This window comes from Fibrisoma montanum (assembly GCF_003583365.1).
Classification (GTDB): domain Bacteria; phylum Bacteroidota; class Bacteroidia; order Cytophagales; family Spirosomataceae; genus Fibrisoma; species Fibrisoma montanum.
In genome coordinates, this window is sequence record NZ_QXED01000003.1 from 378,587 (window position 1) to 394,370 (window position 15,784).

Genomic DNA, 15,784 nt, shown 5'->3' on the forward strand with positions numbered 1-15,784 from the left:
GCTATCTACCGAAACAATCCACCCCGGCGCCCCCAGCTGGGACCCGCCTGAAAACAACAATCGCTGGCATCGATCTGGAGCTTGACGACCTCCGCTTTCAGCCAGCCCAGCCGGTCGAGATACTCCTGCCGGCAGCGCCCACTGGCCCCCGCCAGATCGCTCGTGGACAGGACCGAATCCCGGTCGATCTCCCCCGTGGCGGGCGTAAGCAGCAACCGATATGCCGTCTGATAGGCCAGCATGTAGCCGATCACCAGCTGGGTCCGGTCATCCATCACCAGCTTTTCCAGCAGAGGATCGTACTCGCAGCTGGAGGTGAGCGACACCAGAAACCCGCTGGCCTTACCCGTGCAGCAGGAAGAGATCAGCGCCTGCAAATGGGCCATGTTCCCCCCGCAGCCGCAGCTCAGCAGATTATCCGCGTAACGGACGCCATCGGGCAGCGTAGCTCTGAGCGCGTAGTGACCCCCGTCCATCGGCACCCGCCAGGGTGCGCCCACCGGATGGTGGGTTTTCGACTGGGCGGCTACGTCCACCGTGACGCTTTTCAGGGGCGCACCGATCACGTTGCCGTCCGCATCCTCGCGGTAGAGCGCAATCACCTGACCCTCGACGGCCTGATTCAGCAAGAGCCCCACCGAGCTGATCACCACCCAGCCGCCCCTACGGTAGCCAGTCACGAACGGCAGTCGGGCCAGCTCCGTATTCGTCGGCGCAAAGTGGGTGTAACTCTTGTTGCCCATCACGCCCGAATACGTGGGCCGCGCTGGAAAGCTCGCCGGTAGGAACGCCTTCAGGTCGGTGTTCAGATCGAGCGACGCCCCCAGCCGGGCCGCCAGCAGCGCTTCCCAGAAGCCCGGTCCGGCCAGCCGTTTCAGGGGCAGATCAGCCACGTCCGATACGTACACGCCCGACAGCGAATCCGAGTACGACGGGTCCATGACGGGCGGTTCGGGGAAACAGGCCAGGTCGGTTTCGGGCCGAACCAGGCCGAGGTACGGGGTTAAGTCCATGGCTGCAATATACGATTTACACGCGTATTATACGCGCTCTGTTGGTGTTTCAGCCGGTGGTGTTGTCTCCCGGATCGGCTCGGAGCGTTCCAGAAACTTCTTGCACATGGCGTACAGCACCAGAAACGTGACGCCCATGTACGTGTGCTCATTCCAGCTGTAGCCGGCCAGTACCAGAATGCCCGCCGTCAGCACGTCGACCAGCACGTACCAGCGGGCGGCTACGCGGATCAGTTTGAGGTTGGATTGGGGTTCCATGGGTGGGATTTAAGGAAGTAATGAAAGCGTTGGTTGTACATACGACCACATCCGGCTATCCATCAGGGCGTGACCCGCTGCGTTGGCATGGATGTTATCAATCGTGTAGGTGCCTTGTTGTGTGGATGGATTCCACAAATCACCCATGGGTACGTAGATAATCCGGGGATCATTCAGGGCGGCAATGCGCGTCTGTGCGGCCGTTCGGGCGGCTGCCAGTATGGTTTCCTGCGCATCAGAGCGAGGGTAGATGCCAATGACAAATAGCAATGACCGGGGGAAATACGTCTGTTTCCAGGCGATGATATTAGCCAGATTTGCGTCATACGTTGCCGCGCTGGCATCATTCATCATCGGTTCGTAAAGAATGATGTCGGCCTGTAGAACATTAAGCTGGCCCTGCGTTCGAAGGACTTCAATGTTGCTGGAGGTAAAACCGCCCTTGCCCTTTGACAAGATTTCCCAGGTCTGGCCGGTTTGTGTAACCAGTCGATTTCTGAGCTTTACATCCGAATAATCATCCCATGATGCTGGCCCTGACCCATCCCAGATAGAATCATGTAATTTAAGTATTACGCGCTCTGCGTTCCGCTGAAAATCCATTGATGTGCGTAGTCCGGACGAAAAACCGGCCTGCACCGTACCGGTAACCCCTATTGGACTGGTTAGGGTATAATTGCCTACCTGCGTAACGGCAATGGTAACGTTATTAGGCACAAAGCGCCGAATTGGAATGCGATTCTCCACGCCGGGAAGCATGCGCCGGGCCATGTAGTTTCCTCCAAAACCAGCTACGGCAATGCCGCTATTCTGCCACTGTACGGCCATTGTCAGGGCCTCGGGTACGGTAATCTGTAACTCTTCAATCCATACCTTAGTGCCAACCTGCGGGGTAAAGGAAAAATAGGTTTGGTTGTTGCTGACCGAACCGGAAATATTGGTGTTATTGAAGGCCTGAAAGATCGGCATGCCCTCTACCTCCAGCCGATTCTCAAAGGACTGAAGCACCCTAGACATGTAGGATACGTTGTTAAGAACGGCGCTTACTCTATTTGTGATTGTCGCACTGACCGAACCGCCTACTGTGACTGTACCGGGTACACTGGCCGTAACCGTACCCGACACGGGCACGGTCCCCGTGATAGCGATGGGCTTTGTTACTTCGGTCTGTACCGTACCGGTGACACCTACTGGACTGGTTACTTTAACCGGAAAGGCCGGTATCTGTTGAGCGTGGCTAATCAGACTAGCTAAACCCAGCAAAATCGTGAATGCGTACTTCATTAGTTACGAGGGATAAGGGGTGAAACAAACCAGTCTGAACCGTCCCATAGCGTCAGGCTACCGCCATATTCGGGATCATTGGCAATGATGAATAAAACGGGTTTCCCGGCCACGGCCTGCAATTGAGCCTCAGCATACGTACTGACCAGGGCGAGCGTAGGCTTTACGGCATCAACTTCGGTGCGGGTGTAGGTCTCGCTTCGACTGTAGGCATCCGCGCCCGCTACCTGCACGCGCACCGTATCGCCTTCAACGGTCTGCACCGTATAGGGCTGGGTGGACTGAGCCGATACCGTCCGGTAATCAGCCGCCACCGTGCCCGCGATCATGACCCGGCCCCGCCAGCTGATGGTTCGGTAGGTGGTTGCCGTGTAACCGCTGGTAACATGGCGAATCCGCAGCAGTTGCCCCGAACGCTCTACGGTGGGTTGCGTGCCGAGCAGTTTACCGCCCACGGTGTTCAGAACCCGGACCGTGACAGCCGTCGTATCGCTCACGGAAGCGGGCAGCACGAACACTTCGAGCAAGGGGTTGCCTTTGTAGACTTCGGCGTTGACCGTGGCCGCCCGCTGGCGGATGGTGGGCTGGGCCAGGGCGCTGGTCATGGCCAGCAGATACAGCAGGAGTAGGCGCATTGGTTACTGAGATATTAATTCGTAATTCGTTCCATTCCACACAAAACCCCACTGACGCGTGCCGCCACCGGTGGGCAAGAGAATTCCGTCGCCGAAAGCGCCGAGCGTGTTCTGCACCTGAGCGGTGCCGTTGGCGTTGATCTGAACGTTGCCGCTAGAGGATGTGTCGTAGCGCTTGACAAACACCGTAGCCCCCACGCTCGAAGCCGCATCGAGATTCACCGCCACGGCCGTCGAACCGTTATCGACGGAGATCGTGGTGATGGCCGCCGTTGGCGCGATCGTGCTGGTAGTGGTAATCTTCTGATACGCCACACTGCTACCCCCTCCGCCCCCAGTGGCGTAGTTGGGAATGTTCAGGGTGTTACCCGAGAGCGTTGCCGCTCCCGAGGTACCGGTGGTCGTGAGCGTGAGCGCCCCCTGCTTGCCATCCAGCGCGGTCTGTAGTCCCGTCACATCGCTGATGGCGTGGGTATGGGCAAAGTCGGTGATGTCAGCCTTGACGTGGGTATGGCTAAAGTCGGTGATCTGCGATTTTGTGTGCGTATGGGTCGTCGGGGTTCTCGCGTCACTGAGCCGGCTGTCCGATCCCAGCACCACCTCCGCGCTGGCCGCATTACCCGATGCCGGAGCGTTGCGGGTTGACGCCGTGCCGAGCGCATCGATCTTGCTCTCATCGGCGCTCGTAAACGACGCCGTCGTATTGTCCAGCAGCGTTTTGTTACTGTGGCTGTGGCGTGATGAGGTATTGGCCGTGACATCGGTATTGGCGCTGACGGTAGCTTGGAAATCCGTAATCGTGCTGGCCGTCTGCGTGTGGGCGGTCGGTGTCCGGGCATCACTCAGCCGCGTATCGTTGCCCTTGACGACTTCACCCGTGGCAGCATTGCCGGTGGCGGCTACGTTCAGCGAAGAGGCCGTGCCGAGCGTTGGCCTGCCGGTCAGGTCCGTATAGGCTCCGGACGTAGCCACACTGGCAAACGTGGGTTTTCCCGATACCCCCGTCCAGGGCACGGCTTCAGTTTGATCGACGATGTTATCACCGTCCCCATCGTAGGTGGCCTTGAACATATCGCCCCCACCCCCTCCGCCACCGTACTGGGGAATGTTGAGCGTAGAACCCGATAGCGTCGCCGGACCGGAACTACCCGTTGTGGTGAGCGTGAGGTTGAAGTTTGACAGGCCCGCCAGTTTGGTTTTTTCGGCCGTGGTGTAGTCTTCTGTGCTCAGGCCCTTACCAGTCGCGACGTTCACTTTACCCGCCAGCAGGTTGTCCACCTGGGCACTGGTATAGGCGTTGGCGATGCCGTATCCCGACAGCGTCGTGGCCGTAGCCGCCTTGCCCGATAGCAACGTATTGACCTGCGCCTGGGTGTAGGCATCCGAAATACCGTACCCACCGAGCGAGGTAGCCGCGTTCGCTTTGCCGGCCAGCAGGGTGTTCACCTCCGCTTTGGTGTAGGCGTCAACCGTGCCCCCACCCCCACCGGATGAAACACTGCCCAGCACCGTCACCGTAATGGGCTGAATGAGCGCCCCGGCGATGGTCAGCGTCTGGCTCTGGGGTGTAGCGTTGCGAATAAAGCGCGTGGAGGTGACGTTGCCGTTGATGCGGGTACGGCCCTCCCAGCCGATTTCGTGATAGGCCTGCACCGACAGCTGAGCGGCTGGAAACGTATAGCGGATGCTGGCCGTAGTGCCCGAAAGCGTTACCTCGGGCTGCACCGGATAGCGCCGGGTCGTGCCCGCGTAGTACAGTGCAGCCGTCAGACTCGACGGAGCCGTCGCCGTAAAGTTCAGCACGGCCGTGATCGAATTACCGGGATAGCCCGCAATGTGCAGCGGGGCCAGCTGATCGGTCACCGTAGGCCCGCGCTGGGCCATCAGCAGCGCGGGCATGAAAAGGAGTAGCAAAAGCAGGCGTTTTTTCATAGCGAATGGTTAGCGTTTGCGGGCGAACAACCGACCGCCCCAGCCCGTCACCGCGCCCGACAACTGCCGGCCGTCGACCGGTGAGCGCCAGGTGACCGTGGTCGTCTGGGTATTCAACTCATGGGGCACGTAGACGAAATACAGCTCCCAGCCGGTGGACGGACTGTCGACGCCCGTAACAAGGGGCACAGCCTGAGCCGCCGTGTTGCCGTTCGCCCGCCAGAGCTTATGCGGGCCGCCGGTGACGAACTGGCCATTGGCCGGATTGCGCACCGGAATATCCAGAATATGCTGGCGTTTGTCGGGCAGAAATACCACCCCGTTGTACTGAGCCAGTTCGTTCAGGGCTTCCTGATGGGCATCCCGTGAGCGCAGGTGAACTTTGGGGTGCATGTTCTCGCCGTTTGACTGCGCTACGTCGATGACCGTACCCGCCCCCCAGAAGTACATGCCGTGGAAGTGGAGCCGTGACAGGAACGTGATGTTTTTGATCACTTCCCGGTGCAGGGGCAGCTTTGTGTTACGATCGTTGCCGGTACCGGATCCGTTGATGGTCCAGGGCACCCAGGCACCATTGAGCGTTTCGAACGTATCCTTGTCGAGGTAGTCGAACTCGTAGATGCTCTCCGTCTGCCAGTAGAACTTATGGTCCTGCCAGCCCTTCTCGGCCAGAATCTTCCAGTTCAGGGCGGCATGGAAGGCGATCGTGTAGGGCCGCGTCAGCTGAGGCTGGAGCTTGTTGTACCAGTTGTCGATGTTTTTCAGATTATCCGGCGAGTTGCGCGTGATGCTGAAAAACTCGTTGTAGTCCTGGCGCTTGACAAAGCAGTAGTTCTCGTAGCTGTAGGTGATGTGGCGCTTGAACTCGGCCGACAGCTGCCCGTCCAGGTTGTAGGTTTGGCCGTTGGGAATGGTGATAGTACCCCCGTTGCCGAACGCGTTCAGTTGCGGATAGAACCCGCCGTTGTTGACCGACGAAGCCAGCACCTCATCCAGATTCAGTGAACTGTCTTTCACATCCAGAATCGGAGCCAGCGTCGTATCATCGCCGTAGAACGGTTCCATGCCGTTGCAGTTGGCGCGAAGGTACTTCGTGGCGAACAGAATGACGTTGTTCCACTTCTGAATCAGCGCGGCCGTCAGGGCGGCATCCCCACCCCGGTTAAAGCACTGCCGTACCGTTTCGGGCTGACCGGTGGCGTAGTTGAAGAACTGGGCGTCCTTCATGGCCTCCGACATCATGTTGAAATTGTACTGGGCGTTGCTCGCATAGATCGAGAAATAGCCGTATTCGAGGTTATACGAACCCTCCTTAACGGTGGCTACGCCATCGATCAGCCCGTTGGCCGGCACCGAGTTAAATAGGTTCAGTGACCCCGTCAGCGTGTTGCACACCTGTTGCAGCGACTGCGTCAGGAACGTATGGCTGTTCTGGGGGTAACCCGAGAAGCTGCCACCCCCGCCGTACTCGAAGAACAGCTCGGCATCCGACGGCGGCAGATTGCCCCACGGCTGATTGGCGGCATCGTTGTAGGTCCGGTAGCTGAGCATGCCATGCCCCCGGGCCTTGAGGGCCGCGGGCGTTTCGTTCTGGTTGCCGTTGTTGAAGGCAAACAGCTCGTGGGTGCGCTGCTTCCAGCCGTCGAGAATGGCCGGGTGGGCGACCTGCTGCAAGCGCGATACCTGATTGTAGACCGGCGTGTAGGTAAAGGCCACGGCAAAGTTCTGGGCGTCGTTGGTTGCCGACGGCGTTGCAATCGTACCCGATGCCATGGGATACACTTCTTTCCAGTCGTTGTAACCGTCCTGGGTAGCCACCTCGAAGGTGACGACCACGTCGCCCGTTCCCTTCCGGCGAATCTGGAACTCCTGAAAAATGACGCCAACGGCGTTCTGGGTGCCACCCCCGTAGAAGGTCGTACCCTGCGAGGTCAGCATGACGCAGTTCTGCCAGCCGGTGTAGTCGCGGTAGGTCTGTTCGCCGTCGAACTTGATCCGGTTGCGGATTTCGGCTTCGGCACCGCCTTCGACGGTCACCTCCACGTCGACCAGTTTAGGCAGGTTCACCGGCCCGGCTTCGTCGTTGTAGCGGTAGCGAACCCGGCTGATGCGCGGACCGGCCATCGAGGAGGTATCCTGCACGGTGATCTGCTTGGTGACCTGCGCGCCGGTGGCATCTTTGACAATGATCACCGCCGAACGCGTATCGCCCGTAGTGGTGTTGTTGCCCACCGTCGCCGTCACGTTGGTACCTGCCAGCACGATGGACAGACCCGTAACGGGCGCCTGCAAACTGGCCGTGTAGGGCGGTACGCCCCCGGTGACCGGGAATGAGCGCGAACCGCCTTCGGGTACGATGTCGGTGCCGCCAACGGCCAACGGAGTAGATGGCGCGGTATCGGTAAGCACCAGCGGTTCATCTTTATCGACGCCTTGGGCCACGCTGAACGTATCGTACTTTTTGACGTTCCCCGGAAAGGTCAGCTCCACCAGGTAGTCACCAGCCGGCGGGCGGCCGTAGGGCTTGCTCCAGGTGAAGTCTACGTTGTTCAGCGTTACCCGGAACGTGGTCATCGAATACGTAGCCGTATCGTTCCAGCCACTGCCCGAGAGCTGGGTTACTTTGACGCTCGGCGGGGTACCCTCGTCGGGATTGGCCCCCACGAACAGATTCAGGGGCGTCAGCCGGATGGCCGCTTCCTTGACCGTCTGCTGACCGTATTGCAGCGTAAAGCTTTCTTCGTCGGTGCCAAAGGTGTTACCCGCCCGGATGGTAAGCGTTTCCGAGGGATTGGGCTTCACCGAGGGCGCTTTGCCCACCAGCCGGTTAGTCGCTGACTGATACGTGAGCCAGCCGGGTTTAGCCAGAATGGTGTAGTACTGAGCCCCGGTAGCAAAGCCGTTCAGATCGAGCATGTAGTCTTCGCCCAAATTGACCTGCCCGGGCGAACCGGTGATGACCGGTGCCGAACCGGTCGCGGCAACGGTTACAAACCGGGCCACATACGCCCCCTGCCCCCGCACGTTGATGCGGAATTCGAGCTGCATACCGTCGGCAAGGCCCGGGTAGGCATACGCGTGGGTGAAGACACCCGACGACTGTTCGAGCATCTCGTGCAAAGCGATGTTGTTCCAGACCGTGCCGTTGATGCCCTGCATCCGGATTTCCAGTGCATCACTGCCCGAATCGTTCAGCAGTTCGGCCTGTACGTTGAGCTGCGAGCGGTCCGAGGTCAGCGAAAAGGCCACCTGACCCACCGCGGCCGGCACTTCGGGCGGAAAGATCGTGCCATCGAAATCGGCCGTAATGGTCAGGTTTCTTTTGGCCCAGTCCGATGCGGCTTGTGGCCGGTAGTAAACCTCGTACTGACCCGGTGGCAGCAGGCCCAGCCCGGTGTATTGTTTGTAGGCGGAGGGCTCTTCCGGCGTGTAGGTCGTCACGTAGGCCCGGGAGCCGTATTCAGCCGGGCCAAAGATGCGGACTTCCAATTGTTTAGTCACCGGCTCAACCTCCCCGAACAGCTCCCCGGTACCGTTGGCGTTTCGTTTGATGCGGATATCCCTGACCGAGGGGTAGCGACCGGCAATGACGTTCGGCGGGCGGTTGACGGTGCCCGGTCCGCAGTCGGGCGTACTCAGCGCCCACTGCTGGCCATTGGGGTCTTCGATCCAGCCCCAGTCTTCGGGAAAGACGATCTGACCGTCATAGAAACGGGCCGCCGGTGGGGGGATGAAGAATTTAACTTCCTTCGTTTCTTCATCTTCGCAGCGATGCATTCGGCGCTTTGCCATAGCGTTGTTAGTTGGACCAGGCGGGTTGCCCGCTCACGATTTTCAGGGTTTGTCCATCGGTACCTTTGGGTAGACGGTTCCATGAGGTTCCGTCGAAGTAGAGCAGATCGCCAGCAGTCGGGTTCGTCATCTGGGTAATGGTGTATCGGTTGGAACCGTCCTGCAGATTGCCGTTTAAATCATAATTATTGCGCACTTTGCCGGTATAGGAACCGTTCAACGTACCGGCGTATAGCACCGATGGCGTCTCGTTGTTTTCGATGACGCTGCCCGTGGCATTATCCCCCCATCCATCATCCATGATGGCTACGTTCGTGCGGTTATTACGCACCGTATTGTTTTTAATGGGGTACTGAGAAGATCGCCAAATCAAATAAATTCCCCGGGCGGTTGCCGGAGTTGCGCCCGCATACAGGACCTCATTACCCTGAATCAGACAGCGCGAACTACCTTCAATTGAAATCACGTACTGATTGCGTGAGCGAGCTTTGACGTTCAAAATACTCGTGTAGTTACAATCAAGTGAGCGGATACCACTGCCCCCATCGGCGTAGATTTCGATGGCTTGAATGCTGATATTTTCGGCTACGTTCTGCTCGGTGGTGACGCCCGGGTTGGCATTGCCTTTACCCATGGTGATCGATCCGCCAATCAGACTGATGTTGCGGCTCTTGTCGGTTAGGCCCGCAATGTTGTTGCCGTAGATTTTGAAACCCGCACCGTAGAGGCTGTCCTGCTGAACGATGTTATCCGAAAAGGTAATCTTATCGCAGGCGTTGAAGATGGACAACGCGGCATTACGGCCATTTTTGACCGTGTTACCCGTCACTGTAACGTAGAAGCTGCGCTCAGGGTCAATGCACACATCATCCCAATATTCGACCACGTTGGCCGTGATAGCGATGTAACGACCACGAGCCCCCCAGATACCACCACCCCCGCCGTTCCGAACGATGTTATTCGAGATAGTCCAGTTTTCGCAGTAATTACCCTCGACACCGTACCACTGAATGCCGTGGGCACCCCCGTTCATGCTGTTGCCCGTTATCAGCACGTTGGAGGTGATAATACCGTCAATGTTCTGATCAATATTGCCATTGAAGGTACAGTTCTGCACCGTAGCCCGGCGGTAGTTCTGAAACGATACGCCATCGCCCCCGTTGATGAGGTTGAGATTTGAGATATCAAGTTCGTAGTCTGGCGCTCCGGATGCTTTTAAGGCATAAATGAGCGGACTGAACGTCGTTATCGTTACTACGATGTTGTTCTGGGTCACTTGACGGCTCCAGAATCGGGCCGTTTTATTGCCATCGACCGTACCGGGACCAATTACCCTGGCCGATGCTGCACACTCAATGACCGGCACGTCTCGGTTAGCCGTTGTTTGCTCGGCACTAGTCAGCGCACGGCCGCGAATAACGGCCCCTTCCTGAATCTCCAGCGTAACCCCGGCTGGTATAGTGATACTGCTGACAAGGCACGTTAACGAAACGGGAATGCTCACCTTACGAGCGATTTGACCCACGGCCGCGTTCAAAGCCGCTTGCAACGGTGCTGTGTCGTCGGTTGTACCGTTGCCGACTACGCCAAACCAACGTGGAATAATCGGCCCGTCAAAGACGCGCTTATAGCGGTAGCCAGTGACCGAATTCACGATGACAGTAGCCCCGTTATCAGGTGTTGTAAAGTCGTTATCATCCCGGCGAAGTATACCTTCCCGCCCCAGATCCGTAACGATGTAAGCCGCCTGGGATTGACCATTGAACAAGGGAGCGGACCGAATCTGCGCGATGGTTTTCGGCTCAATTTTTTCGGCTAAAGCGGCCCTTTGCGCGGCTGACAGGGGTTTGTTCTCATCGGAAGTGTTGGAGACGTTCTCCAGCCCCATCTCCGCCTTGGTAGGCGTGTAGCCGATGGGTTTGTAGCGGTTGTCAGCTTCGACGCGGCTCCAGACCCAGGACTTGGGCGCCAGCGATTGCAGCCGCTGGGTCCAGCCGGGAATGTTGAGGCTGTCCACAACAGGACGAAAAGCCGGACCGCCCGCCGGAATGCCGTAGAGCCGGCCATCGGGCCGCATGGACAGGCCGTATTCGCCGGCCGTAGTGGGTTTGCGGGTGGTATCGGCCGTTAAGCGGGTCTGGGCCTGACCCAGCCCGGCGTACAGGGAAAGCGTAAGCGTAAGCAGTAGTCGCAGGTTCTTCATCAGTAGTTCAAGTCTTGGACCAATCGGATTTTGCCGGTCCAGCTGCTCATGCCGGTCGGCAGGTTGAGCCGGAACTGACCCGGCGCGAAAAAGTCAAGGGGAATGTTATCCTGCCGGCTCTTGTCGGGATTGCGCATCTCAATCCACAGATCGTCGGTCTCGGCAAAGGGATGGGTAAAGACCGTATCGGCCGTAGCGGCTACCACGGGAATGACTTTGGAGGGCACGTCCTCATCGGGCCCCTCGAAGCACTGGGTTTCCAGGATGATGTACTTGCGGCCCCGGGTTGTTCCGCCCGAACCCGATTCCAGAAAGGGCTTCAGGTCATCGGCCAGCAGCTGCAGATCCATTTTCTTCTGTAAGCGCCGGGCGAAGTTGACCAGCGTCTGCCAGACGACGGGAAAGTCGAGCGTTGAGCCATCGTAGTACCCACCGGGTACGAACTCGAAGTCAAAGTCGGCGAAGCGCAGGCCGAACAGCTTCAGCAGGCCCAGCGTCACCTCATCGATCGACTGCCCCCCCGCCCGCGTCACCTGTTGCAGGTTGGGCGTCGGCTGGGGTTCAAGTTCACTGTAGACCTTCTGGCCGTTGACGCGCAGCTTGCCGTTCGCTTCGAGCTTAAGGGCGGTATTGAGTACATTGGTGATGAAGCTCAGCACCCCCGTGGCTTCCATGCCGCCAAAACCGACGATGTTGCCCGCCGGATCGGTGAAGTAACCACCGCGCTGCCCCGTGCCCTGGTAGACGGTGTTGGTCGGCCCCTGCTCGTCCTGAAGCAGGATCAGATCGTTGGTGGTCGTCTGGCCGTTGTCGGTGGCTTCCTGCAGGGTAATCAACCCCATCTTCCGCCATTTGGCCGGGGCCGTCACCGGGGATTCACCCAGCAAAGCGCCCGGCGCCAGCGCCCGGTAGATGTAGTTCTGGTAAATGACGTTCTGGCCAGCCGCGTACTCGGCATCAGGATCATAGGGCAACGTAGCCGACTTGGCCAGGTTCTCCAGAAAAGCCCCGACGCGTTCGGCGGTGTTGGCCGAGGGGATGGTTTCCTGACGAATCTGCTGAGCGGCAGTGAGGAGCTGGCTATAGGTAAGCGGCATAGCGCATCAATAGGCGGCCTGAGGTGGCCCGGTGGTGAACAAACAAGGGTAGGCCCAGGCAGTTGTACCCGGGCCTACCCCACTTGATTACAGCGCTTTCTGCATGGCCGTACCCTTCTGGGTCAGCGTAGCATCCTTGTTGATGCGCAGAACGCCCGTCGTACCGTTGTTGACCGACAAATTCGGGTTCAGCAGGGGCAAATACCACAGCCGCATCTCCCAGATGTGGAACGTTTCGCAGTAGTCGGTGTTTCCCGCTACGGGCACTTTCTTCTTGACGTAGGTCGTATCGGCTTCGATCTGACGGCCAAACGCCTGATTCAGGCCCATGATCGGCGTACGGTATTGCGTGTAAGCATACCCATCACCAATCTCATCCGTCGGCGTCTGGGGGAAGAACGCGGCCATGAAGAGAGCCAGCGCACCCCGGTCAACCACGAAGGTCGAGTTCTGCAGCGTTTCAGCGGCAAAGTTCAGCCCGTCGCGGTACATGCGCAGCGTATCGAAGTGGTTCTCCTGACCGGCATCACCCGCGGGCGTACCCTGCTGGTACTCGGCGTTGAAGCGGGCGTAGCGCAGATTACCCCCGTCCAGAACGAACGGATTGGTCAGCTGGTTGATTTCGGCCAGCTCGGCCACGTACGGCGCAAAGTCGAAGGCGTTGAAGTTACCCGGAGCGACGCGCAGCAGGCTCTTTTCAGCGGCCGATGCGCCCGCACCCTGATAGGTGCCCAGATAGCCCGTACCCTGCGAGACACCGGCCGAAGCCGCCACGAACTGGAGCATCTTACGGGCCATTTTGTTGACCAGATCGCGCTGCTTGTCCATGTAAAGCTTCTGGAACTTCTGATCGCGGGTGAAGCGGTTGCCGCAGTCCTTATCCTGCACCTTCAGGGTCACCTTGACCATGTCGTTCATCTCGTATTCAATGGCGTTGGAAGCCGCCTGAGGGCCGTCGATGTCGCAGGTGATGGACGTTTTGATGTTGGCCGGCAGGTTGTTTTCCTCCTCGACGGTATGATCACCGTTTTCGAGCCAGACCACCTTGACGGGCTTACAGCCGTCGTTTTCGGTCAGCTCGGTTTGCAGATCGGCCGTCTGTTCGGCGAAGATGGCCCGGAGCGTTTCGGCCCGGACGTCATATTCAGGATTGCGGGCCGCCCGCGAATCGCGCCAGACGCGCTCAAGGTCCTGTAGCATGGTAGGCACTACGGACGCGGAGAAGTCGGTTACTTGGGGCATAGTTTGGGGCCGGATGCGTTCCGGTGGACGTTAGCCGTCCGGCCCCGACGGTGGGACCGGCTACTTGGGTTGGTTCTGTTCCCAGTAGGTTCTGACCTCCTCTCTGGCTTCGAAACTGTGCTTGTTCCGGTCCAGCAGGATGGCGTCATACTCCTTCTGGGTTTTGGGCGTCTGCCCTTTAAAATGCTGAAAGCCATTACCACTGCTACCCGACTGCTGCTGCTGGGCACCCGATGAGGAGCGCTGTTCAGAGACCTTGACGGTGTAGGAGCCTTCGACGAGCTCCTTGAAGAATTCCTCTTCCGTTTTGGGGAACAGGTTCTCGTTTTCCACCCGCTTGCCGTCCCGCCAGAATTCGAGCTTGCCGTCCACCTCCTTGGTTTCGATGCCCTTGAGCTTGTCGAGGTACATCTGCTGCCGGTAGGCTTCGAGTTTGGCGTCTTCCGACAGCACGGCCCCGTAGGTCTTCAGGGCTTCCAGCGCCCGGCCTTTGAGCTTCTCGAATTGCAGTTCAGCGCGCAGTTCCTTTTCCTTCTCCTCCAGCGCCTTCTTATGGTCGGCATCTTTGGTTTTCAGGTTCGTTTCGAGCTGGCGAAACGTGGGATGCTGCTTGACCTGCTCTTCGGTGAGCGTAGCCGGGTCCACCTGGGGCTTGTAGCCTTCCCGGATCGCTTCCATCAGGGTTTCCACGGAGTCAGGCGCTTCTGTCAGCTCGATCCCGAAAAGCTCTTTGGCTTTTTTGTTAGCGGCTTTCTGAAGCTGACCCATTCCCGCATCATGTCCTGCCTTGCGGATGGCTGTAATCCGGGCCGTGACCTGCGTCTGCAGCTCGGCGGGATTATCCGACGTCAGGATGGTTTCGATCTCGGCGGCCGGCTTGCCGACCAGACTGGCCAGCGATTGGATTGCAGCGTTCTGCTGATCCTCGGTTAACTGTGGCATATCGTGTTGAACGTTAAGGTAGTTCGACCAAAATCGGTTTAAGGTCCCGGGCGACCAATAAAGCCAGCTAAGCGGCTGGTACGCAAGGTAATGTGGGGCGGCCCGTCGTAACGGCGTTTACCCCAGTTCAGCCTTTCCCCTGAAATCCCTTTCGAGTGCGATAGGGTATGAGCACGGGCCTGTTTGCAAGTCACCTGCCGAAAGCAGGCTGGAGGGTAACAGGCCCTAGCCAGGCTGAACGTTTTTTGATTCGGTGCCGGGGTTGGTAACAACCGACTACGGCATCGCACTCCCTCATTTACTACCCTTGTTGCGGATGTCAGATTCGAACTGACGGCTCTGGCTTATGACCGGGGTGGCGGACCACACCAGCGAGAACGACCTCTTCTCCAATCCGCTGTGAAGCCGGTCTTTCCCGGCTGTCTGGGTGTGAAACCCGGCATGTAGCCAAGGTTTCGATTGCTGCGACCTGTAAACAGGATTGAAAATGCAGCGCAGAATTCCAGTTACCTCAACACTTGGCCCGGACTATATACCGGGAAGTGCTAACTACCACCGTAACTTGGCTACCACCAAGTGTTGAGGCTTTATTTCTCTTCCTTGTCGGCTTTCGCCTTCTCGGGTTTCGCGTTTTTCAGCTCGCTGGGCGTGTAGTCGCCCTCCTCGGTCACCTCGAAGTTGGTGGCATGCCCGCTGGTTTGGAGGACTTTCCAGTCGTCGGCGCTGACGGTTTGCTCGATTTTGGTCAGTTTGTGGCGAATTTTCATAGCCTTAAAAAAGTAGGGGGAGGAAGCGCTTGGCTTACAACTCCCCGGTGGTTATTTCGTGTCGCCCGGCCGGTCCGCCGGTGCGGTGGATTCGCCCTGATCGGCGGTTTTGGCTCCTTTCTTACCCGACTTACCCGGCTGCTCCTGTTCGGTCGGCTCGGTCGTACCCTGTTCGGCGGAACCTGCTTCACCTACACCCGGAATGCCGTCGATGGCATTGGTAGCGGTTTCATCAGATACGCCGGCCACAAAGCCAAGTCCATCGGCCAGCCGGTCCAACTGAGCACGTACGTCTTCGTTCGGGTTTTCCTCTCGGGCGTGGGTCAGGATTAAATCCACCGCATCGGCGAGTGAGTTCGCCGGGCTGCCCTGCGTATCCCCATCCGGCGCAGCTTCCTGCAACTCGGTGGGCGTGTAGCTTTTGACGACTTTAAAGCCCAGACTCTTACCTACCGCTTCGGGCAGGAACTTCTCGTTACCGTTTTTGTCTCGAAATAGTAGCTCAGCCATGGCCGTAGGGAGTTGGTTGGTTTTCGATAGCAAGCAAATATAGTGAGAATACCATTATTGCAAATAATTTACGCTTGAAATTCATATTTTTGAGCGCACGAGCCCAGTG

12 protein-coding genes and 1 tRNA gene are annotated in these 15,784 nt (G+C 58.4%); all 13 read right to left on the reverse strand.

Annotated elements, in window-relative coordinates:
• Positions 1–5: 5 nt before the first annotated feature.
• The 13 genes from DYU11_RS11520 to DYU11_RS11575 all read right to left on the reverse strand — a co-directional run bounded on the left by DYU11_RS11520 (position 6) and on the right by DYU11_RS11575 (position 15,675).
• Positions 6–1,013, reverse strand: a complete 1,008-nt coding sequence (locus DYU11_RS11520) for a hypothetical protein (RefSeq protein WP_119667819.1) — start codon at positions 1,011–1,013, stop codon at positions 6–8.
• A gap of 27 nt (positions 1,014–1,040) precedes the next feature.
• Positions 1,041–1,271, reverse strand: a complete 231-nt coding sequence (locus DYU11_RS11525) for a hypothetical protein (protein WP_119667820.1) — start codon at positions 1,269–1,271, stop codon at positions 1,041–1,043.
• A 9-nt stretch (positions 1,272–1,280) separates the two neighbouring features.
• Positions 1,281–2,555 carry an SGNH/GDSL hydrolase family protein gene (locus DYU11_RS11530; RefSeq protein WP_119667821.1) on the reverse strand — a complete coding sequence of 425 codons (1,275 nt, stop codon included), beginning with the start codon at positions 2,553–2,555 and terminating at the stop codon, positions 1,281–1,283.
• Positions 2,555–3,190 (reverse strand): hypothetical protein, encoded by a 636-nt coding sequence (locus DYU11_RS11535; protein ID WP_119667822.1) that lies wholly within the window; start codon positions 3,188–3,190, stop codon positions 2,555–2,557. The genes DYU11_RS11530 and DYU11_RS11535 overlap by 1 nt, the downstream gene beginning before the upstream one ends.
• A 3-nt stretch (positions 3,191–3,193) precedes the next feature.
• On the reverse strand, positions 3,194–5,122 hold the full coding sequence (locus DYU11_RS11540; protein WP_119667823.1) for a hypothetical protein: 1,929 nt from the start codon (positions 5,120–5,122) through the stop codon (positions 3,194–3,196).
• A gap of 9 nt (positions 5,123–5,131) precedes the next feature.
• Entirely contained in the window at positions 5,132–8,914 is a 3,783-nt protein-coding gene (locus DYU11_RS11545; RefSeq protein ID WP_147367925.1) for a hypothetical protein, read from the reverse strand.
• A 7-nt stretch (positions 8,915–8,921) separates the two neighbouring features.
• A complete protein-coding gene (locus DYU11_RS11550; RefSeq protein ID WP_119667825.1) occupies positions 8,922–11,117 on the reverse strand; it encodes a right-handed parallel beta-helix repeat-containing protein in 2,196 nt (731 codons plus the stop codon).
• A complete protein-coding gene (locus tag DYU11_RS11555; RefSeq protein WP_119667826.1) occupies positions 11,117–12,214 on the reverse strand; it encodes a hypothetical protein in 1,098 nt (365 codons plus the stop codon). Before DYU11_RS11555 ends, DYU11_RS11550 begins: the two co-directional genes overlap by 1 nt.
• 87 nt (positions 12,215–12,301) lie before the next feature.
• Complete coding sequence (locus DYU11_RS11560; protein WP_147367926.1) at positions 12,302–13,456, reverse strand: hypothetical protein; 1,155 nt, start codon at positions 13,454–13,456, stop codon at positions 12,302–12,304.
• Between the two features lie 60 nt (positions 13,457–13,516).
• A complete protein-coding gene (locus DYU11_RS11565; protein ID WP_119667828.1) occupies positions 13,517–14,398 on the reverse strand; it encodes a hypothetical protein in 882 nt (293 codons plus the stop codon).
• Positions 14,399–14,708: 310 nt separating this feature from the next.
• Positions 14,709–14,797, reverse strand: a tRNA-OTHER gene (locus DYU11_RS33205).
• A 188-nt stretch (positions 14,798–14,985) separates the two neighbouring features.
• Positions 14,986–15,165 carry a hypothetical protein gene (locus DYU11_RS11570; RefSeq protein WP_119667829.1) on the reverse strand — a complete coding sequence of 60 codons (180 nt, stop codon included), beginning with the start codon at positions 15,163–15,165 and terminating at the stop codon, positions 14,986–14,988.
• A gap of 51 nt (positions 15,166–15,216) precedes the next feature.
• Positions 15,217–15,675: a hypothetical protein gene (locus DYU11_RS11575; RefSeq protein WP_119667830.1), complete on the reverse strand. Its 459-nt coding sequence runs from the start codon at positions 15,673–15,675 to the stop codon at positions 15,217–15,219.
• Positions 15,676–15,784: the final 109 nt, after the last annotated feature.